The organism is Streptomyces sp. NPDC054932, assembly GCF_053610205.1.
In genome coordinates, this window is sequence record NZ_JBSGXU010000085.1 from 1 (window position 1) to 22,138 (window position 22,138).

8 protein-coding genes and 2 pseudogenes are annotated in these 22,138 nt (G+C 71.8%); 2 read left to right on the forward strand and 8 right to left on the reverse strand.

Annotated features, from left to right (window positions below):
• The 4 genes from ACWGE1_RS22590 to ACWGE1_RS22605 form a co-directional block, all read right to left on the reverse strand.
• On the reverse strand, window positions 1–8,889 hold an 8,889-nt coding region (locus ACWGE1_RS22590; protein WP_453422289.1), incomplete at its 3' end, for a LysM peptidoglycan-binding domain-containing protein.
• A 9-nt stretch (window positions 8,890–8,898) separates the two neighbouring features.
• Window positions 8,899–10,089, reverse strand: a complete 1,191-nt coding sequence (locus tag ACWGE1_RS22595) for an MBL fold metallo-hydrolase (protein ID WP_453422290.1) — start codon at window positions 10,087–10,089, stop codon at window positions 8,899–8,901.
• A complete protein-coding gene (locus ACWGE1_RS22600) occupies window positions 10,077–13,622 on the reverse strand; it encodes a hypothetical protein (RefSeq protein WP_453422291.1) in 3,546 nt (1,181 codons plus the stop codon). The genes ACWGE1_RS22595 and ACWGE1_RS22600 overlap by 13 nt, the downstream gene beginning before the upstream one ends.
• Entirely contained in the window at window positions 13,622–16,843 is a 3,222-nt protein-coding gene (locus ACWGE1_RS22605) for a hypothetical protein (protein WP_453422292.1), read from the reverse strand. The genes ACWGE1_RS22600 and ACWGE1_RS22605 overlap by 1 nt, the downstream gene beginning before the upstream one ends.
• Before the next feature lie 1,078 nt (window positions 16,844–17,921).
• Here ACWGE1_RS22605 and ACWGE1_RS22610 point away from each other — a divergent pair.
• Window positions 17,922–18,668: a zinc-binding dehydrogenase gene (locus ACWGE1_RS22610; RefSeq protein WP_453422293.1), complete on the forward strand. Its 747-nt coding sequence runs from the start codon at window positions 17,922–17,924 to the stop codon at window positions 18,666–18,668.
• Here ACWGE1_RS22610 and ACWGE1_RS22615 read toward each other — a convergent pair.
• From ACWGE1_RS22615 to ACWGE1_RS22630, 4 genes and pseudogenes are all read right to left on the reverse strand, one after another.
• Window positions 18,610–19,890, reverse strand: coding sequence for an ATP-binding protein (locus ACWGE1_RS22615; protein ID WP_326747053.1), 1,281 nt, complete (start codon window positions 19,888–19,890; stop codon window positions 18,610–18,612). The genes ACWGE1_RS22610 and ACWGE1_RS22615 overlap by 59 nt on opposite strands.
• A gap of 216 nt (window positions 19,891–20,106) precedes the next feature.
• Window positions 20,107–20,280, reverse strand: coding sequence for a SpoIIE family protein phosphatase (locus tag ACWGE1_RS22620; protein ID WP_453422304.1), 174 nt, complete (start codon window positions 20,278–20,280; stop codon window positions 20,107–20,109).
• 70 nt (window positions 20,281–20,350) lie between these two features.
• Window positions 20,351–20,623: pseudogene (locus ACWGE1_RS22625) on the reverse strand (SpoIIE family protein phosphatase); the annotation flags it as partial.
• Window positions 20,624–20,765: 142 nt separating this feature from the next.
• On the reverse strand, window positions 20,766–21,149 hold the full coding sequence (locus ACWGE1_RS22630; RefSeq protein WP_453422294.1) for a GAF domain-containing protein: 384 nt from the start codon (window positions 21,147–21,149) through the stop codon (window positions 20,766–20,768).
• 263 nt (window positions 21,150–21,412) lie between these two features.
• On the opposite strand from ACWGE1_RS22630, the pseudogene ACWGE1_RS22635 reads away from it, so the two are divergent.
• Window positions 21,413–21,788, forward strand: a pseudogene (locus ACWGE1_RS22635) (alanine:cation symporter family protein); the annotation flags it as partial.
• Window positions 21,789–22,138 lie beyond the last annotated feature (350 nt).

Below are 22,138 nucleotides of genomic sequence, written 5' to 3' on the forward strand. Positions count from 1 at the left end.
GGCGTCCACGATGGCCTCGATGCCGGTCACCACGCCGCGCCGACGCAACCGCGAGATGACGGCGGTGAGGGTGTCGGACGCGGTGGTCGTCTCGGTGGGCGCGCTGCCGTCCGCGCCCGGCTGCCGCCCGAGCAGGACCTGGCCGGGCAGCAGCAGGCCCGGTGTGCCGGCGTTCGCGGCGAGCAGGGCGACCGGGGTGACGCCGAACGGCCCGGCGGCCGCGCCGGACGTCACCCCGGCCGGCCCGCCCGGCGTGGTGGGGAGCACGCCGGGCGGGCAGACCAGCAGCGCGCCGGCCGCGAGCACGCCGGTGCGCGGGCCGAGGGCGGCGGCGAGCGCGGGGAGCTCGATCGGCGGGGTGAACAGCCGGCAGACCTCGCCGAACGACGCGGATGCCGGGGTCGTCACCGACCGGCCGTCGACGGTGACGGTGACGCCGGACGCGACGGTCCCCGGCATTCCCGCGTTGGCCGCGACGAGGTCGGCCCCGGGGAAGCGGTCGGCGATGGTGTCCAGCGAGTCGCCCGCGCGGACGGTGTACGGCACCCGCATGGCGTCCGGGTCGGCCGGCCACTGCCACCGGCCGGGCACGACCGGCGGGGAGGCCGGCGCGAGGGCGGCCGAGCCGTTGTGCCGCAGCAGCGCGCCGGGTGTGGTGCTGTTGACGGCGGCGAAGCGTCCCAGCGTGTCCCCGGGCGGTACGGGTGTCGGCGTCGTGGTGAGGAACACCGCGGTGCCGGGGGCGAAGAGGTCGCGGGTGTTGGGGTTCAGCGGCGCGAGGTCGGCGGGCGTGAGGTCCGCCCGGTTGACGGCGAGGGTGTCGCCGCTCTGGACCAGGTAGCCGTCGACCACCAGGGACACGCCCGCGCGGAACATCCCCGGCGTGTCCGCGTTCAGCGAGACCACCTGCGGCGCGTCGAACGGGACGCCGTGCTCCTGGAACGCCTGGGCCACGCCGCTCAGCGTCGCCTCGCTGGCCGGCGTGTCGAGCGCGACCTGAACCTTGACACCATTGCACTCGAAGACGAACCCCGGGGTGAGCAGTCCGGGCCGGCCCTGATTGGCCGTTGTCAGCCGGGCGAGGGTGCATCCGAACACCTCTGCGAGATCGGTGGCCGACGGGAAGCCGGCCGGCACCACGGCGTCGCGCGGCGGGGTGAGAAGCTCGACGGCCGCTGTCAGCGGAAGGACGACATTGTCCTCGTCGCACAGCACCTGCACGGGGTCCACAGGCGGGTCGAGGCTCTGGCACAGCAGGGCGATCGTGTCGCCGTTGCGGAACGTCGCGGTCACCGGCACCGCGAGTTCGTCGTCGGCCAGCATGGCGCTGAGGGCGGTGTCGGCGTTCGCCGCGCCTACCTCGTCGAAGCCGACGCCGTAGGTGGTCCAGAGGTCGTCGACGGTGGCGGCCTCGGTGGCGGGTGCGGAACCGATCGCCGTGAGCGAGTCGAGCAGCGCGTGGGCGCCGATGACGTACCGGCGCAGCACGTCCAGGTCGACGGCCACCGGGGTGGGGTCCGCACCGGGACGCTGTTCCAGCGAGGTGAGCAGCGCGGCCCGCATGTCGGGCTGGGCGGTCTGGTAGTAGACCGGGACCAGCCGGTCGCGGTCGCGCGCCGCCGCGGCGGCGGCCACGGTGCCGGGGTCGGCGGCACCTGGCTGGTAAGCGACGGTCTGGAGGTCGACGGCGACGGTCAGCTCCGCGAGCGCGCCGGCCGGCCCGACGGCGTACCGCAGGGTGGTCGACGGCCACCCGCCGACGCCGATCACCGGATCGGTGTAGCGGACGGGCACGGCGGTCCGGTCCGGGGTGCCCGACCGGTTGCCGAACACGTCCTCGAACCACACCGCGACCTCGGTCGCCGCGCCCGCGGCGATGCCGGCGTAGGGGTCGGCCCCGGGCGGCGGGGCGGTGGGGACGGCCTCGGCACGGTGGACGGCGAAGCGGCTGATGTCGAGGATCCGGGTGAGGTCCCAGACCGCTTCGGCGGCCTCGCTCGGCACCAGCAGCCCGAGGTCGTCCGTGCCGTCCGCCGGCCGCGGTGAGATCGCCCGGCTTTCGACGCTGCCGCGGAACACCGTCGTCGGGTCCAGCTGGAAGCCGAGCAGTCCGTAGAGACGGCGCAGCCGGCCCTGCGGTGTGTCGTCGTCCCGTGGGTTGGCGAACCGCGCGGTGAATCCGACCTGGCCGGGGTCGACCGAGGCGGCGGGCCGCAGCTCGGACGGGTTCACCGCACGCGCGGTGAGCGCGACCGAGGACGGGTCGACCCCGTCGCCGACCACGGCGAGGTTGGTGAACGCGTACAGGTGACGGTCCGGCGTGGGGCCGGACTGCGACGCCAGCTGGATGAGCAGCGACAGCCGGCCCAGCCCGTCCTGGTCGAAGATCGAGTCGGGCACGTCGCCGCGGTACCGCAGCCAGTAGCCGCCACCGCCGACGACGCTGCACTCCCAGAGCAGGGTGAGGAAGCGGGCGCAGTCGGCGATCGCGGCGAAGTGCTGCCCGGCGGTCGCCCGGGCGGAGGCCGGCGCGCTGCGCGTCTCGGTGGAGAGGTTGGTCTGGACGAGGAACGTCTCGTCGGCGACCAGCGGCGTGGAGGTCAGGCCGGGCGTGCGGCCGGGCGTCGGGGGAAGCTGCCAGAGCAGGGTGAGCAGCGCCTGCTCGTCGGGCGCCGGCGGCGGGAAGGCGGCGGTCGCCGGCTTCTCGGGGACGGCGCGCAGGTACTCCAGGAGCTGTGCGATCCGCTGCCGGTCGGCGGTGTCCGCGCCGAGCACCTCGACCGTCCCGTCCAGGCCGGGGATGCGGCGGACGGCAAAGGAGACCAGCGTTGCCCACCCGTACGAGCCGAGCTCGAAGTAGCGGGCGTCCGGACCGCTCTGCGGCATCGTCTGTTCCAGCAGGAACTCCGAGCCGCTGCGGTCCGTCCCGGCGCAGGCGATCAGGTCGGCCGGCAGCGGCCAGAGCGTCGGCGGGCCGGACGGGGGTACCGGGAGCTGGACGGCGGTGGTCGTCGACCACGGGATCACCTGGGTGACGGAGTGGCGCACGCCGACCTCGTGCGACAGCGGCAGCGCGGCGAGCGGGCTCTCGACCACCGGTACCAGCCCGGGCGCCGGGTAGCCCTCGCGCAGCTCGGCCGCCGTGATCGAGATGACGGCGCTGTCGGCCTCCGGGGCTTCCAGGTGGATGACGCCGTCGCGGACGGCCGAGTCGGCGAAGGTCAGCCAGTCGGCGGGTCGGGATGTGCCGACGGTGATGGTCACGACCGGGTCGCCGGACTCGGTGGCGGGCGGCGGAGGTCCGGTCACCTGCTGGCCGATCAGCTGGTAGCCGCCGGTCATCGGGCCGGTGGCGTGGTACTCGCCGTCGCTGAGGACCGGCGCGGGCAGGCGCAGGCCGCCGAGCATGAACCGGGCGACCTGGCCGCTCACGCCTCCCATCGCCGTACCGTCGTGCATCGCGGTGAGGAGGTCGTCCAGCGCGATCGCGGGGACGTCGGGCACGGTGAGCCGCCGGGTGTCCCGAGTGGCGAGGACGCCCTGGTCCTCGGCCATCCGCCCGGCGAGGTCCGCCACGCCGAGCCCGTAACGCTGGGCCAGCGTGAGCAGGGTGAGGCCGCCGGTGGTGCGGACGACCGCGCCGGGAACCTCGACGGTGACCAGCGGGACGAGCGCGTCCGCGGCGGCGGCGTACCCGTCGAACCGCGCCTGGTCCTGGGCGAGCAGGAGCCGGTCCCGGAGTGAGCGGAGCGTGTCGTTCGGCAGGACCGCGGCGGCCGCGTCGGCCGGCAGGTGGACGCAGTCGGGGTCCGCCGGTTCGTTCGCCGCGCGCACGGCGTCGAGCCAGACGGCGAACGGTGTCGCGGGGACGACGTTCTGGATCAGCGCGGCGTACGCCGCGACGTCGAGGACGGTGTCGCCCGGCACGGTGGTCCAGGTGGTGGTGGCGCTGCTCTGGTAGCCGTCGGGCACGGTGAGGGTCGGGGGCAGCGGCTGCCCCGGGTTGCCGTTGAGGCGGTCGATCGCCTGCTGGTACCAGTCGGCGAGCGGGACGTCGTTCGGCAGCGTCAGCCCGAGCCGGACATAGAAGACCGCCGCGGTGCCGTCGACGGACAGCCCGGCGTGGGTGAACCCGGGCAGCGGCACGCTCGCGCCGACGCGCAGCAGCGGTGTGGTGTCGCGCAGGTGGTCGAGCAGCGCTGTCCGGTCGGCGTGGTAGGCGTCGGCCAGGCCGGCCAGGGTCTGCTGCGCGGCGGTCTGCACCGGCAGCGTGCCGAGGCTGACCAGCTTGCCTTCGGCGAGCGGCCGGTCGGGGTTGGCGAGCGCGATCGACTGTGGCGTGACGCCGACGGTCGCCGTGAGCACGTCGCCGGGCCGAGCGGCGGCCAGGTCGTCCGGCAGGCCGGGGTTGAGCGCGAGCAGTTCGGCGGCTGAGACGCCGAGCCGCTCGGCCACGCTGTCCGGACTGTCGGCGCCGACCACCTCGTGCGGTGTGGGGGTGGTGGAGAAGCGGCGCGCGATCGACTGCAGCGAGTCGCTCTCCCGGACCTCGTACGGGTAGGCCGAGAGCAGACTGACGGCGGCCTGGGTCGTGGCACGGGCGATCAGTCGGAAGTAGTCGCGGAGGATGAACGTGGCCATGGACTCGCTGGGTTCGTCCGCTGCGGCGAGGGACGGCGGGTGGTCGTCCGGCGGGCGCGGGTCGAGCTCGGCGAAGTAGTCGATGGCCTCGGCTTCGTAGGTCGCGTCGATCGGCTGGTAGGCCGCGAAGTCGCGCTCCCGGTCGGCCGGGTCGGGCAGACCGGTCGCGTTCCACCGGAGGACCGGGATCATCGGGAACGGCGTGCCGGAAACGTCGTCCGGCGTGCCGCCGGCGGGCGTGCCGCTGATCACGACGTGCACGTTGTTGTCGAGGAAGCCCTGGATGTTGGCCCAGGTGAAGCCGGTGTTCTCGGCCTCGGGGCGGGCCAACTGCTCGACCAGTTCCGATAGTTCGGCGAGTGTGACGACCTGTGAGGTGACCCCGAGGGCGTTGACCGACCAGCGCAGCAGGCCGTCGGCGAGCTGGTTGAACGACGTGTCGGCGGGCGCGGCAGCACGCGGGTTGCGCGACACGTCGGGCAGGGTGGCCTCGGCGATGGTGACCGCGTCGACCGGGACGGAGTTGTCGGTGAGCAGCATGACGACGAGGCGGTGGTCGGGGGTGTCGTTCGGTGGCGCTGTCCGGCCGCTCCAGTCGACGGGGACGTTCGCGATGGTGTAGCCGGGGACGAGGGTGAGGTACGTGGTCCTCGGCTTGCCGTCGGGGAAGACGTGCGCGTCGGGGTCGAAGTGCAGCGTGTACGGCTCGGCGCCGGCCTGCGGGGCCGTGAGCCGGCGGCGGGCGGCGCCGGGGGCCAGGCGCCAAGGCGGTGTGCGGTCGGAGCCGATCGTGAACGAGGTCTGCAGGGTCATCGAGAACGAGAGGGAGACCTTGACGAACAGGATCTTCACGGTGGCGCTGGCCCGCACCGAGAGGTTCAGCGAGATGACGGTTGCGCGGTAGGCGGCCAGGTCGACCGTCGCCATCGCGGAGATCTGGAGGTCGAGGTCGATTCTGAGGACCTTGAGGTCGACCGTTGCGTACAGCCGTCCGACGATGCCGACGGTTCCGCGGCACCAGTAGCAGAGCTCGGTGCTCTGCTCGTCGCTGTCCGGGTGGAACCACGCCAGAGCGCCCTCGAAGATGACGACGAGGTTGACGTAGATCCCGGCCTTGAGCGGGCCGCGTTCGAAGGTCCGGCCGACCCCGAGGGACAGGCCGATGCCCAGTTCCAGGACCGGGCTGAAGTTTCCGTTGGTGATCCGCGGGACGCGGCTCGACGTGGCGCCGTTGAGCACGCCGAAGTAGATGCCGCCGCGTCCGTTGAAGATGCCGGCCTCGATCGCGAACGCGTTGGTGAAGTCGCGGTTGGCCGGGAACCCGAGGTCGACCCGGAAGTTGCCGTTGGTGTAGATGTCGACGGCGATGACGCCGAGCGTCACCGACACCGCGCCGAACTCGAACTTCCGGAAGGCGTCGGGGATCTGCAGCCGGGCGTGGAAGACCCCGATGTCGTCGGTGACCTTCCGGTAGAGGAGTTCGACGCTCAGTCCGGCGAGCGAGGCCGCCCGCGGCCCGCTGAGCGTGAGGAGGAGGCCGTAGAGGTCCGGGTCGTGCATCACGAGCTTGAGGGCGACCGTGCCCATGAACGTCGCGTCGAACCCGAACAGCCACTGGCTGGAAGGGTCGAACGCCATCGTCGCGGGGTCGAGCGGCGGCTTGCCGGTCGCCGGGGCGACCGGGCGCATCGCCGCGACCATCGCGTCCACGACCTCGGAGATGCTCGTGTACTGCGCGAGGTTCTTCGGCGACACGTGCTGGCCGAGGCCGACGTAGCGCAGCGCGAACAACTTGTCTCCCAGTCCGGGCGGTTGGGGCGGCGCCTGGTTGACCGGGTCCCAACTGAGCGGCTTGGCGTCCGTGTCCCCGAGCAGCTGCGCGTCGAGCACGATGGTGACGGCCGGGCTCCCGGTGGAGCGGTCGTACCTCAGCCCGACCGACCGGATCGTGACGAATCCGAGGTCCAGCCGCAGGTCGTGGGTCACCGCCACGGTCTGCTTGGTCGGGTCGATGGTGAGCGTGAGGCCGGTGAGGTCGATGGTGTTGAGGAAGTCCCAGGGCGGGTCGAGCCGGAACGTCGCGTTCGGGTTGACGAGTGCGATGAAGGAGGTCAGGAACTCGCCGAGGGTGCCGGTGAGGCGGATCGTGAGGATCTGGTGCCGGTCGGTCCCCTCGCCGGTCCACGCCGTCGCCGCGCGCACGGAGACGTCGCGGTAGGCGATCTCGAAGGTGTAGTCCCTGCCCTCGTCGGTGACCGACACGGAGGCGGTGACGTTCAGCTTGTTGATGGTGAAGGACCCGGAGAGACTGCCGGTCAGCACGTTCTGCTGGTCCACCTGCACGGTGTCGCGCAGCGCGAGGGCGAGCCGTTCGTCGGCCAGGGTGGCGCGCGGCCGGCGCTGGATGTCCGCGGTGAGCAGCAGGCGCAGCGTCATGCCGAGCAGCTCCTCCGCGACGGTCACCCGCAGCGTGCCGGACGCCGCGTACGGGTTGCCGGACGCCGTGCTGAACCAGACGCTCAGGTCCGCGAGTTCGACGGCGATCTCGCGCACCCAGGCAGGTGGCTCCTTGCCCATCAGGCCGTAGACGAGGCGGGGCAGGTCGAGGGAACCGCTCATGATCGCGCTGAATTCCCATGCTCCCGTGCCGGGATACTGCGCCTGCGCGAGCAGCTCGATCGGGGCGGAGTCCGGAACCGCGATTTCGCCCTTGCCGATCAGCAGACCGGAGACCTCGTTCTGCGAGACGAGGACCTGCAGCTCCAGCCCGGTGAGCGCGAGCGTGACCAGCCCGGCTCGGATGGACCAGTCGCCGCTCACCGCCAGGCCGGCCGCGAACTCCTTGCGCGGCAGTGAAGCGCTCATGCTCAGCGACTCGCAGCGCAGGTCGGCCTCGATCGGCGGGCCGCCGCCGCCGAAGAAGGCCCGGAACGCTTCCGCGATCGGGAGTTCGAACGACTGGTCGGTCGTGGCCGAGAACGCCAGATCGGGCAGCGTCAGCGCGACGGTCACGACGATGTCGTCCAGGCCGGTGCGCGGCAGGAGGCCACGTGCCACGCGTTCGGCGAACGGCGCCGAGGCGCCGAGCGACGAGCCGTTCTTCTGGCCGAACCGCATCGTGCCGGAGACCACGCCGGTGACCAGTGGCTTCCCGGCCGAGGTGAAGGAGAACGTCCAACTGGTGCCGACCTGGTCGATGGTCAGGTAGGGCACCGGTGGGTCCCACCTCTCGGTGGACTGGATGCCGACCGTGGTGTACGACAGGCCGGGACCGCCGAACCTGACCGGCACGATGCCGAACCCTGCCTCCTTGAGGCCGAACACGTCGATCGGCGCGATGCCGGCCGGCAGTGTGAACGCCGCCCCGTCGCCACCGGTCAGCGCGATCAGCGTCTGGATCCCGCGCCCAAGGCCGAGCGGCGTCTGGAACGTGATGTCCAGCGGCCAGACGTAGTCGCCGACGAGCAGCGGGCCACTGACCGTGGCGATCTCCCCGGGATTGGTCGGCAGCTTCACGTCGGCGAAGAGCAGGACGGCCGAGCGGCGCGCGCCCTCCTCGGGCAGCGGATACGGGTCTGGGAAGTCGGTGGTCAGCGTCAGCCCGACGGCCGAGGTGGCCAGTTCGCCGAGTTCCAGACGGACGCCCGGCGCGACCGCGCGCAGTGCGATGACCGGCGGTGCGCCGGTCGGGAAGGTCATCGGCCCGTCGACGGAGAGCCGGTCGCCGAGGAAGTCGGCGTACCCGGAGAGGATGCCGCTGCCGGACACCGCGGGGTCGCCACGCATCAGCAGCGTGCCGGACAGCCTCGGCCGGGTGTCGGCCGACTCGTTGGTGGCGCTGACTGCGGGCTGTTCGAGGATCAGTGAGTCGAGCACACCGGGCCCGACGACGAGTCCGTCACCGGTGTTCGCCCCGAGGCACCGGCTGTCCGGCAGGGTGCCGAATGCCGCCTTGAGCGTCCAGGGTGAGGTCGCTCCCGTGATCCCGAGCTCCAGCAGCAGCGCCGCGCGGTCGGTGCCGGTCCGGGGAGTGCCGACCAGCCGCAGCGCCCAGGTGGTGTTCAGGTAGCTCGTCGTGCCGGTGAGCCATGCGCTGGCCGGGCCCAGGGACGCCTGGCCGCAGTCGAGCTCAAGTGTGCTGACGCCGAGCGAGCGCAGCAGATCCGAAAGGTCGGCGGGCGCGTCGTGGCTGAGTGTGCCCGAACGTGCGGCGCCCTGAAAGGCGGTGTAGATCTCGTCGAGTGACACAGGGGCCTCCTACGGCTCGGGGGCCTGGACGACGGGCTCATCCGGTCCGGGCATCTCGAAGGTCCCGCGCGGGCGGAACTCCACCATCTCCTCAGGCCGCAGCACGCCAGGCGGCGCGATCTTGAAAACGATGTCGCCGTAGACGAAGGGGAGATTCTTCCGCTCGTGGATGGCGGACTTCGGGGGCAACTTTCTCGGAACAACGCTCCCGAGCCGCTGGACGGTGGTCTCGATCGCGCGAACGGCGAGCCACGTTCTCCACTTCTCGCTCTCGGTGCCTTGCTGGTAGAAGACATAGGACACGTACCACTGCAGGGTGGGCCTCGTACGCACGCTGGCGTAGAACTGCTCGATGACCTCCTGCACCGGATGGCAGTGCTTGTTCCACGGGCCGGCACTCGCCCCGAGGCTGCGTGGTGCGATCTTCGCCGCGAAACCCTGGATGATGCTCCAGTTGAGGTCGTTCTGCTTCATACCGGACTCGTAGTTCTTCACCGCGGTGGCGAGCGCGCCGTGGTGGGGAAGCTCCATCGCCACCACCGGCGGCAGCAGCAGCGGCTGCAGGGCACCGAGCTTCTTGTCGACGAAGTCCATGGTCTCGTACGTCGCGTCGCCCGGTAGCACGACGGCGAAGGCCCCGTTCTCCACCACCAGCACGCTCGACGACGCGTTCTCCGGGGATTTCGATCCGCACAGGTTCGTCACCAGGACACGGAAGTAGACGTCTTCGTGATGGGCGAGGTGGCGGAGGTCCGACCGTTGGGTGACGTTCTCGTAGTCGCTCCGCCTGGCCTCGTTGAACTTGACGTCCTTCGCGTCGTAGCCGACGCTGTCGAGAAACTTCCTGACGGTGCCCTGGTTCGAATTCTTCCAGTTGGTTCCGCCGATGAACAGCTGCCCCACCCGGACCGGGGTGCCGATGTCCTTCAGGCGCTCGCCGAGTTTGCCGAGCAGCGCGACGTGGTCCCCGTCCTGGTGAGACAGGACGACGAGGTCGATGCACTTCGGGTTGGTCGACCGAGCGGCGACCTTCATCGCGATGTAGTCGAGCGCGCCTTTCGACCACCTGTCGTTGCCGCCGCAGTCGACCAGTGCGAGATAGTCGGCGTCCGGTTTCTCGACGCCTTTGTCGTAGATCTCGATGAGTTTGGTCATGCCCTGGCCGCAGAACAGCAGCTTCACCAGCGTCAGGCTCGCCACGGAGGGCCTCCTTTCCCGGAACGCAGCGCCGCCCGGACCGGTGGGGGCGGCGGGCGCGTAGGGTCGGCATCCGACGCGTACGCGAGGTACCAGCCGACCTTCGACGAGCCGCCCTGGTCGGGGTTACCGAACAGGACCACGTCGTTGTGTCCCGGCGGGAACGACAGGACGAGCAGCCGCAGCGCGAAGTCGCGCAGCCGCAGCGTGTACGTCCGAGGCATGTTCTCCTCTTCGCCGACCAGGAACTCCACCGACCGGAAACCCATCGTGACGACGCCCTGCAGCGGCAGATTGACGCCGAGCAGGCCCTGGGCGCCGGGCAGCCGCACGCCGAGGTAGACCGCCGGATCGGCGCCGCCCGCGCCGGGGCTCCAGGCCACGAGCACCTGGAGGGCGAACGCCTTGCTCCCGGCGAGCGCGCCGAGCGAGCCGAGGTCGATGGTGTAGTCGAGGCCGTACCACGGCCGGGCGAGCTCCGACTGGTCGAGCGGCGCGGTGACCGAGACGTACCCCAGATCGGCGGGCGTCTGCGGCGGTGGCGGGTCGCCTGTCGCGAGCTGCGGATCGGGCGTGGCGATGAGCCCGCCCAGCCGGATCGGGAAGCGGGCGACCAGCGACTGTGCGCGCGCCTTGCTGTTCGCCAGGTCGAACGAGAGGTTGCCGTCCTTCAGCGTGAACCTGGTCGTCCCGGCCGGATCGCCGAGGTCGAACGACATGGCGATGGCGAGGCCGCCGAACCGCAGGTAGCCGTCCTCGCCGGCTGCGCCGTCCGCACTCGCCGCCTGCGGGCCCCAGCAGAACGGGTCGAAGGTCTCCGGCTCGTAGAAGCGCAGGTTGCCTGCCAGCTGGAACACCGCGGCGACCGTCGCGTTGCCGGACGCCGGGTCCGACGCCTTCGCGGTGACCAGCTGCGTCGACAACAGCTCGACGCTCTGCAGGACGAGCCCGTCGAGCCGGAAGGTGTTCTGCTCGGCCATCGAGAAGACGTAGGTGTCGTGCGCCGAGCCGTCGGGCAGCTGCTGGCGCTGGAGCGCGCCGTCGAGGACGACGTTGTTGCCGTGCGTCGTCGGCAGCAGCCGGGCCGGCGCGCCGAACAACCGGTTGACGAGCAGTTCGGCGCGGCTGGTGAACGTCGTGACGACGGAGTTGCGGACGCCGACCGTGAGGCCGAGCACACGGAACGCGTAGGCGATGTTCTCGCTGAAGTACTGGTCCTCGGGGTTCCGGTAGTCGATCAGACCGAACATCGCCGAGCGATCGAAGACGAGCCGGCCGTCGGCGAGCCGGAACGGTGTGAGCGACATGCCGAAGTGGTGCGCGGCGAACTGCGCCGGGTCGATCCCGGCCGCGAGCACCTGGAGCTCGGCCGGGAGCTGTTCGAGCGGGACCTCCGCCGACAGCGCGAGGACTCCGGTCCAGTTCGGGTCCTCGACCACCTGGAGAAACGTCTCGTAGGGCGACCCGGGCGGCGCGTCGCGCGCGGCGTCGATGACGCCTTGGACCGCCGTCTGGGCGTCGGCCGGCGAACCGGTGCGGGAGGCGGCCCTGGGCCACGCCCAGGTCGACACGTCGGTCACCAGTTCGGCGATGCTGCGGCCGAGGGCGAACTTGACGATGAGGTGGGTCGAGGGCCGCCAGCTGTCCGGGGAGAGCCGGAACGGCCAGCCGCCGGCGACCGGCGTCAGCAGGCCTCCGTAGCGCAGGAAGACCCGCTTCTCCTCGTCGGTGATGTCGGGGCTCGCGGCGCGCAGCGCCTCGGTGAACCCGGTCCGCGTCTCGTACCGGCGGTCCGCCGTCGCGGCGCGGACGGCCCGCAGCACCGGCGCCCGGACACCGCCGTGGTCCGCCGGGATGGTGGCGATGACGTCCAGTGCCGCAGCGGTGAGCTGGTACGCGACCGAACCGAACCGGTGGAACTCCTCCGGGTCGCCGAGGACCAGGAACAGGTTGTTGGTCTGCATCGCCTGCCGGAACGGCCCGGTGACCGTGGTGAACCGCAGGTCCGGGATCTCCGCCTCGCCACCGTCATGGCCGATGCCGAGCCAGGTCCAGGTGGAGTCGGGCGCGAGGCCGACCGCCAGCCCCTGCGGCGTGACGGCGATGGTCGGCTCGGCGTCCGCCGCTGCCTCGCCGCCTTCTCCGGGCAGCAGTACCGCCCGGCGGGTCGGCGCGATCGCTCGCTGCTCGACCACCAGCGCGGCGAGCACCGCGTCGGCGGCCAGCCCGCGAAACGGCGCCATCGGGAACGCGGTCGTGGTCGCGGTCGCCGCCGGCACCTCGCAGAAGCCCAGCAGGCCGAGCCCGTCGGCCACGGCCACGGTGCCGGCGGCATAGAGCGGTGCGTCCTCCGGCTGGCTGTAGTACGTGACACCGGGCGTCGCGGCCGCATCGACGGACACCCACGACGTCGTACCGTGCGCCGTGAGCGAGTCGGCGCCGGTCGTGGCGGAACCGAGCGGCGCGTACGCCGGGCGGCCGGGCCGGAACACCAGCGTGCAGCCCTCGGCGGGAAAGCCGAGGTACTCCAGGCCGGAGGTGCCGCAGATGACCCGGCCGTCCTGCGGCCCGGCGTCGACGGCGAACGGTCCGTCCGGGACCAGGTAGCAGCCGGCGTTCGTCTCCTCGTCGGCGAGGTACGGCGCGACACCGAACACCAGCCGGGCCGGCGAGGTGGCACTCGTCCCGGCGGCGAGCGGACGCAGCCGCACGCCATGGCCGAGAACGGTGGCGTACCCCGACGGCAGCGCCGGCGGATCGCCGGTCAGGTCCCAGCGGAAGAAGCCCAGCGAAGTGCGGCTGCCGTCCAGGGGCCGGAGCGGGTCGATCTGTGCGGAGAACTCCAGGCCGGTCTGCTCGGGTTGCCGCACGAGGGCGAAGGACACGGTCTCGACGCTCTCGTCGGGACCGGGCGTGAAGAAGCGCAGCCCCGCCCCGAGCGCCGCGAAGACGTCGCCGTCGTCAGCCGGCGCGGCGATGGCGAAGCGGAAGGCGCCGGTGCGGCCGAGGTCCATACTCAGCAGCGTGGTGCCGCGCCGCGCGGGGAAGTCACTGGTCGGGGAGGAGAACGTGACGGCGCTGTAGCCGTCGCCGTCGGCGACGGCGAAGCCCCAGCCCGCCGCCGTGTCGGCGGGCGCGACCGCCCCGCCGCCCGCCAGGGTGAGCCGGTAGTCGGCCAGTTGGAAGACCGCTCCGTTCGCCACCCACGTGCCGTCCGGGGCCGGCTGACCGGTCAGCGGCGTCGTCACCCACGCGGTCGGGGGCGCCGTCGGGTCGGCGACCCACAGGAACCGCGGCGCGCCCTGCGGCGCGTAGTAGCCGAGCCAGGTCAGCAGCGCCGCCAGGAACGCCGTCGAGTCCGGGACCGGCGCGCCGAGGAGGACGTACGAACCACGGGTGTCGTCCCAGGTCCGCGTCAGCGTGGGCCGGGGGCCGAGGGATTCCGGGTCGGTGGCCAGGAACGCGGCCACCGGCTTCGCCGGGTCCGCCCAGTACAGTCGGGTCGTCCCGGCGCGGGTGAAGGTGGGCTCGGCCATCAGCCGGCGCCCGGCACGAGGTCGAGGCGGTCGCCGTGCAGAAGAGGCAGGTCGAGCGCGCCGGCCTCGCGCGGCTCCCACCCCGGGACGACCCGCCAGTCCCCGGCCGGGCCGTCGAGCAGGGCCGCCGCCGCGCGGGCGCGGTGCAGCGTCACCCCGGGCAGCGGTACGGGCAGGGCGGGTGGCCGGCGGCCCTCGCTCGCCAGGACGTTGCCGAGCGTGGTGCCGAGCGGGACCAGCCGGGGCGCGCCGTTCACAGTGATCCGCACCAGCGCGCGCACGATGGCGCGGCCGCGCAGGTAGGCCTTGGCGACGCCGGGTCCGGGCGCGCTGCCGCGGCGGACGTTGTCCGTGGCCGCGTCGAGCGAGGCGGGCGTCGGGCCTGCTAGTAAGACGGCGTTGTCCTGCGGCTTCGTCGAGCCGGGTGACGTGGTCCGCAACAGCTGGGGCGGGTAGACCAGGCGGGCGTAGGGCAGCTGCAACGCCGACGCGAACAGGTCGAACACACCGCCGCTGCCGTACAGCTGGTCCCCGTCCGGCCCGGACGGGTTCGGCACGACCACGCCCTTCTGGGAGAGCGCGGCGAGGAACGCGTCCAGCCCGCTCAGCCAGGTGCCGGAGCGGTCGTAGGAGGCGACCTCGTAGTCGGCCGACCCGCCGGTGACGAACCCGGACAGGTCCTTGCCCTGGGCGCCGCCTGCGGTCTGGTAACTCTCGTACTCCACGCGGACGACCAGGCCCGGGCGCAGGTCGAAGCAGCCGCGGTCGAACTGCAGCCCGTAGGTGAAGTACAGCGTCTCGGCGAACGTCTGCGGCATCGCCCGCGACACCGCCTCGGTGAGCACGGCGGCGCCGTACGGCGTGAGGCCGAGCGGTTGCAACTGCCCGAGCAGCTCGCCCCACGACGCGATCACGTTCGGACGGTCGGTGAAGTCCCAGACCGGGCTGGCCGCCGGGATGCGCAGGGTGTACGCGTACGGACCGGACCGGCCCGGCGTCAGGGTGAAGGCGAGCGGCAGGTCGATGGCGCCGGAGAGCGGGCTCGCGAACAGCTCGGGCAGCCGGAGGTCGAGGTCGGTGGCCGTCAGCACCGGGCCCCGCTGCGGCGCGAGGTAGGAGCGGCCGAGGTACAGCGCCTCGGTGAACACCGGGACCGGAGCGGACGGCGCACCGCTCGCGCTGCCGGTGAGGGCCTGCACGACGACCGCGGCCGAGGTGTCCGTGAGCTCCACCCGCCAGGTGCCGGCGGTCGTCGGCGTGTCGCCGAGCACCGTGGTGGTCGCGCCGATGACCGTGCTCACCCGGTAGCCGCTGACCAACGGCGAGGACAGCGCGTCCCAGGACACGCACAGGTCGGCGCCGTCGTAGGTCACGGTGAGGCCGGTCGGCGCGGTGGTCAGCAGCGCGGCGGCGTTGCCGGGCGGGCCGACGGCGACACCGGCGACCGCGCGCAAGGCGACCATCGCGGTGTTCGGTACGTCCTCGGGCAAGGTCAGGACGAGGGGGTTGGCGGTGGGCGGCTGGACGTCGAGGGCGAGCTCGGCGCCGTCCCAGCGGATGACCGGCTGAAGACCGGTCAGCGGAGGTGACTGCGGCGCGGTCCACCAGAGGGTGACACCGCGGTCGGTGCCGACGGCGACGGCGGTCAGCCGTGGACCGGCCGTCACGAGGTCGATCGAGGTGACCGGCCCGGTCGCCACCCCGGCGAGCTGCGCGACCGTGGCCGGGCCGGTGGTGCGGGGGAGGACCGCGGTGTTGCCGCGCGTCACGACGCCGGTCGGGCCGACCGCGGCGCGGAACGTCCCGTCCGGCGGCCCCTTCCAGGCGAGGACGACCCGCCCGTCGTCGACCCGCGCGAGGGTGAAGGCGACCGGCGTGGTCGGCGCGGGGACGGGCACGGACCACGGCCCGGTCGCCGCGTCGGCGACGCCGCGGACCGCAACGCCGACGCCGCCGCTCGGGACGGGGAACCTCGCGATGCCGCCCGCACCCACCCGCTCGGGCCGGCCGGGGACGCCGTCGACGGACAGCACGGCGTCGATCGGCAGGTCCGCGGGCAGCGCACCCGCCGCCGCGGTGACGGTGAGCTCCGCGTCGCAGACGACCGACGCGACGGCGGGGGTGGCGAGCACGGCGGGCGCCGTGCCGGCCGGCCCGACCGAGCGCCCGGACCGCGCGCGGACCGATACGGCGTACGCCGCGCCGCGCGGCAGCGGCCGGCTGACCGGGAGCGAGAGCGGTGTGGTGGCGCCGGGGCTCGCCCGGTGCACCGGCACGCCGTCACGGAGCAGGACGACGTCGTACCCGGTCGGCGTGAGGTTGTGCGGTGGTGCCACGGTGATCGAGACGCTCACCCCGTCCGAGTCCACCGCCGTCACCTCCGGGGCGGTGAGCAGGACCGGAAGCGGGGCCGACGGTGGGCCCGAGCGGGCGTCGTCCAGCGCCTGCACGACGACGGTGCAGGGGAGCCGGTCGGTGATTCCGGGGACCAGATCGAGGGTTGTCGCGGGCGCCGGGACGGTGGCCGAGGAGAGTACCGCCCCGTCCTGAAGGACGCTGACCCGATAGCCGTCGGCGGAGGGGACGCCGGTCCACGCGACCTGGAGCGTGTCGGCCTCGAACCCGGCGGCGAGCAGTTCGGGCCGCTCGGTCGGCACCGCGAAGGCGGGGCCGTCCGGGCCGATGGTCAGGGCGCCCTGGTCGTGCTGGACGCGGGCCAGCACGGCCGAGACACTCGCGCCCGGGGGTGGTGGCTGAGTGAGGACGAACGACTGGCCGGTGACCGTCGGCTCGGGGTCCGGCGACCCGCCGTTGACGACGAGGCGGAGCAGGAACTCGTCGCTCCTGGCGGCCGTCCAGGCGAGCGTCAGGGCGCCGGTCACCGGGTCGGTCTCGGCCCGGTCGATCGCCACGGTGCCGGTGACGATCGCGACCGGCGCAGAGTCCCCCTTGTGCGCGTTGCCGGTGTACTGGCCGACCTTGACGTCGTACTCCTGGCCGTCCGCCACCTCGAGCGGCAGTGAGGCGCTGGTCTCCTGCCCGGCCTCCGCCATGGTCACCGTGCTCTTGCCGTTCCCCACGTCAACCTCGTACGAGGACGCGGGGTTGAGCCTGCCACCGTCGGGCGCGGTCCAGAAGACGGTCAGCAGGGCACCGTCATACCGGACGCGACTGATCGCGGGCGGCTGAGGCGGATCGGTCTCGTCGCGCCTGTCGCTCATGATCCGCCTTCCGGTGCCGACGAGTGCGCGGTCGCAGGCAGGGCGTGCCGGCGACCGTGGATCGTGACTCGGGACGTCCGGCCACGCCACGGCCGCCGCGAAGCAGCCTGTCGACGCAATTCGGGATCCGCCCCGGGACTGTGGTACCAGTCAGACGTACCGGAACCATCGCGACGGCACGCCGTGCTCCCGCGACAGGTCACCCGGTCCCCTCGGCTGGAGTACAGGCGGGCGGCGAGTCCGGACCGAACGGGCGCGGCCCGCAGCACGACCGGTTCCCGCTGCCCGGCCAGGTCGAGGCGGCAGATGGTGTTGTACGTTCCGCCGCCCAGCTCGGTCCGGGTCAGCACCGAACCAGCACCGGAGTCAGCATGGGGGTGTGAGACAGGCTGATCCACGCGTTTGCGGCAGGTGTCGGCGGGGCTTTCCGGAAGCCTTCAAGGTGTCCAAGGCTGCTGTGTGGTGGTGGGGTACACAAGGTGGTGGCTGAATGTGATGTCCCGCCACATACGCGGCCGACCTGCGGGCTTCTACGGTGTGGCGACACGGATCGTCCCCGCAGACCCCCGGAAGTGGTGCCCATGACCTCCCCAGCAACGGCCGCACCGGCCCCGTCCGGCATCCGGAGAATCGTCGCCGCCAGCCTGATCGGCACCACCATCGAGTGGTACGACAACTCATCCGATCGGGGCTACGACCTGCCGTATCCCAGGATCTGTGCGATCGAAGTCAGCACGGAACCAGCACGGGGCAACGGCGCGCCTGCTCGGTACCGACGAAGTGGCTCGCGGCGCACGCCACCGGCCCGACTAGCCCATCGGGACCGACTACAGAGCGTCGCCTATCCCATCATCCAAGGTCTTCAGGTGCAGGCGTCCTGAGGTTGGCTCTCGCCCCAGGAAGCAGCGTTGTCCCATGCCCTCGACTGGTGTCTGCAGCGTCATCGAGCACATCCCCGCAGCCGGGGGAGCAGGTTCGGCAGGCCAGCTTCGGGCACCCCTGAGTGGGACCATCCCTACGGGCGCGGGGAGCAGTCGGCGGCGTCATGCTCCGCGGTGCCGTACCGGCGACTAACCTTGTGGCCGTCCGCTCGACGCTGGGCTGGGCTGATCTCGCGGCGGTTCCCGAGGTGTACGCGGCGGCGTGGAGCGGCCTGTTCGGCAATCTGGACCTGCGGCCGGGCGAGACCGTCCTGGTGCGAGGAGCGACCTCCTCGCTCGGCCAGGCCGTGGTTAACCTGACGGTCGACTACGGGGCGACCGTAATCGCCGCGCCCCGGGATCCGCTGAGGGCGCCCCTGCTGAAGGAGCTCGGCGCCGCCGACGTGCTCATCGACGACTGCGCGCTCGTCACGCAGGTCGCGGAGCGGGAGATCGGCCTCGACGCGGTGTTCGGCGTCGTCGGCAACAGCGTCCTGCGTGACTCGTCGGCCCTGGTCCGGCCGCGCGGCCGGACCTGCCAGCTCGGCTTCCTGGGCGGATTAGAGTCCGTACGCGACCTCGACCCGATCGCCGACCTCCCCAGCGGAGCCCGGCTCAGCTTCTTCGGCAGCGCCTTCGTCCTGGGCACCCCCGCGTTTCCGCTCACCGGCGTACCGCTGGAGGAGATGTACGCCAAGGTCGAGGCCGGTGTCCTGCAGGCCCGTTCCGCCCGGGCCCGGCCGTGGGCGGGAACACCGGGGCCATGGGCACGCACGCGGAGCCGGCAGAAGGAGGGGCGTCGCCGCGGAAGGCATCCTGGTCGAGTCCGCGGCGTGTGCCTCGATGTCACATGCGCACGTACTCCTCGGTGTCCTCGACGAAGTCTTTCAGTGCCTGGTCGGTGAGTGTGGGTCGGGTCTGTGCTATGGCCTGCAGGTAGTCCTGCGTGCCGATCGGGATGCCTTTCCGCTGGGCGACTTCGCGTTCGAAGGCGGTGGCGGCGCCCTTGCGAGCGGCGAACTCTATATCGGCCGGCGTGAACATTGCGCTTGCCTCTACCAAAGGGTGCAGGTCGACATGGACGGCGGCGGGTCCGAGGTAGCGCCGCCAGACGGCCGAACGGGCCTCCGGGTCCGGCGGGCCGACGGGGATGACGTAGTCGAAGCGGCCGGGCCGAAGGAACGCCGGGTCGAGGGAGCGGACGGAGTTCGTGGCGCAGATCAGGAGGCGGTCGTCGTGGTCGCGGAAGCTGGGGATCAGCTTGAGCAGTTCGTTGGTGACTCCGTGACTGGGGTCGACAGCCGTACCGGACCGGACAGAGGCGATCTCCTCGACCTCGTCGATGAAGAGCAACACCGTCTCCAGTTCGGCCAGTTCCGTGAACACCTCCCGCAGCGAGGTCGCCAGCCCTCCCTCGTGGGACGATGCAAGCCGGGAGGGGAAGAGTTCCACGAAGGGCCACCGCAGCCGCGAGGCGACCGCTCGGGCGAAGCTGGTCTTGCCCGTGCCCGGCGGTCCGAAGAGGATGACCGCCTTCGGCGGCCTCACTCCGTACTGCTCGGCCAGCACGGACTGTGCCAGCGGTAGCACGATCCGCCGCTCGATGGCCTCTTTCTCCCGCTCCATTCCGGCGAGGCTGTCCCACAGACCCTCCGGAAGCATCCTTCCCCCGAGTTCCGCGAGGAGGCCGGCGTCGCTTGCACCGAGGTGTTCGACCTTCTCGTAGAAGACGAGCCCGGCCCGGGAGCGGTATCCGGAATTCTCCAACGCTGCGGTTCCCGTCGCCCCTGGCGCGAGAAGCGCGCCGATCCGGCGGGCTCCCAGCGACCGCAGGCGCCGTTCAAGCTCGGCGATCAAGGAACTCCCGATTCCGCGGTTGCGCCACGTCCCGGCCAGAGCCACCACCATGATCCAACCCCGCTCGCCACAGGCCTGCGCCACGGCGACACCGACCAGCTCGTCGCCGACCACCGCCACCACGGCGGGTCCTCCGGCCCTGGCTGCGGTCACGACCTCCGAAACGGGGAAGACGGCAGGTGCCTCGTCCGCCTGCTGGTTCTGGTCCCAGATCTGGATGGCGCGGTCCAGGTCGTCGTCGCGGAAGTCCCGCAGTCGCCACGTCGGCATCGCAACCACCTTCGTGAAGGAGCCGGGGCCGCCGACGCTCCGCAGGGCAGAGAGCACGGTGCTCCCGGCAACGGATCCATGCTTCATTCTCCGTGTGCGTGCCACTTGTGTGCGCGTCGACCGATTCGGCATGGGGGAGCCGCCGACAACCGCAGGCTGTCAAGTGCGCCCGCCTGCGTCGCAAGGGCGCACAGGGCGCTGCAACGTACTACATGACTACTGTGCGCGACGGTCGTCACGTCTTGTGTGTGAACAGTTCGGATAGGTTACGGACCCGAGTCGAGGGGCGCCCGATTGAGATCCGTCGGTATCGCTGTACACGAGGAGTACGGAGCCGGGCGGAAGTGTGATTTCGGTGGTGGGGTAGTCGGCCTCGGGGTCGATGCCCAGAACGAGTTCGGGGGGGCAGCCTCAGGAATTCGGTCCGGCCGTCGGGGTGGCGGAGCAGGGGTGGCGGGTGTCCGGCGGTGGCGAGACGGGCGCGGTGATGGGCGAGGTCGAGCTGGGCGATCAGGCTGCTGGTGAACAGTCCGGCGTCGAGGTCGGTCAGGAGGCGGTTGGTGCGGGCGAGCAGGTCTCCGGGGGAGGCGCTTGCGGTGGCGTGCGCCTGGACAGCGGTGCGGACCTGTCCCATCAGGAAGACGGCGGTGTTGTGGCCTTGGACGTCGCCGATCGCCGCTGTGGTGGCGGTGGGAGTGTGGATGAGGTCGTAGAGGTAGCCGCCGATAGCCATGCCGTGGCCAGCCGACTGGTAGCGGGCGGCGACGTCAAGGCCGGGGACGTGGGGCAGGGCGGGCGCAGCAGGCCGGTCTGGACGGTGTGGGCGAGGGCGTGCTGGGCGTCGTAGAGGCGGGCGCGGTCCAGGGCTTGGGCGATCAGTCCGGCGAGGGAGGCGAGAGAGCAGGTTCGGTTGGTGGGAAGGGGCGGGGCTGGTCGTAGGAGAGGACGAGGGAGCCGATGCTGTGGCCGGAGGCGGTGAGGGGTAGGAAGGCCCAGGCGTTCCCGGAGGCGGAGCGGGGTGCGTCGGGGTAGGTGCGCCGGAAGTCGGCGAAGTCGGGGAAGGAGACGGCGTCGCCCGTGGCCCTCGCGTGCGCGGTCGGGGTACGGGAGGTCAGGGGCGTACCGTCGAAGCGGTTGATGAACTCCGTGCTGTAGCCGCGGTGGCCGATGACGTGCAGGCGGCCTTCGTCGGCACTCATGAGGACCAGGCCCTGGGGCCCGAAGGCGGGCACGACCTGGTCGGCAACGACGTCGGTCACGTCTTGAACGCTGTCGGCTTCGGCGAGGTGGGTCAGGTGGTACGGCACCAGGGCACCGACTGATTCATCGGACTGCGTGGCCTGTGAGGTGGCCGTCCGTAGCGGGGCGGGTGTGATGTGGACGCTGATGCCAGTGCCGTCGGGGTAGAGCTGGAAGAGGAGTTGCTTGTCCGGGGAGCGCGTGGCGGTGAACGAGGTGGGCCGGCGGGTGACCGCCGCAGCTCTGTAGCTTTCCTCGCTGACCGGTGCGTGCAGTCACGGCAGTGCTTCCCAAGGCCGACGGCCCGCGAGTGAGGCGGCATCGGCGCTCTTGCATCGCCAAATGGCTCGGGGCATCACCTTCCAACCCGGCCCCATGGGTGGGACCCAGCTTGCGCTGATCTTCACCCAGCTCGTCGTGGCCGGCCCGGTCTTCTCCGGCTGGTTCGGGCTGGTCCGGATGCGTAGGTCCGCCCTGCGGTGGACGTGGTGCGTGGCAGGTGTGACGAGAAGGGTTCGACAGTCGCTCACTTCTGGGCGCTGATCGCTGCCGTCTCCGGAACGGTGGGCCTCGCCAACATCGCTGGTGTCGACGTCGCCGTGTCCATCGGGGGTTCCGGCGCGACGCTCCGGATGATCCTCCGTGGCCTCCTTGGCCTGCGATGAAGCTCGTCGAGGGACGAAGGCCAGGAGCCGGTGACGGGAGGATATTTCTTCTTCCGGGAGCTCGACTTGGCGCTCCAGAAGAACCCAATCGGGCGTGCAGAGCGCCCGCCCGCCGGGCCGCCGCGTCCCTGGCCTGAACTTCACGGACGTGTCTGCAAGTGCCGAAGCGGCTCTGCCGCCGGGCGTTGCGGCGAGGTCCCTTCTGTGCAGTGCACCCGCAGCGGGTAGCGGATCGCAGGATCTGTAAATTGCAGAAATCTGCAATTTAATAGATGCTGTGATTGCTGTGTCAGTAGGTAGCCGCGGGCACGGCGCCAGGCGTATGCCCCGTTCGGGGTGGTGAG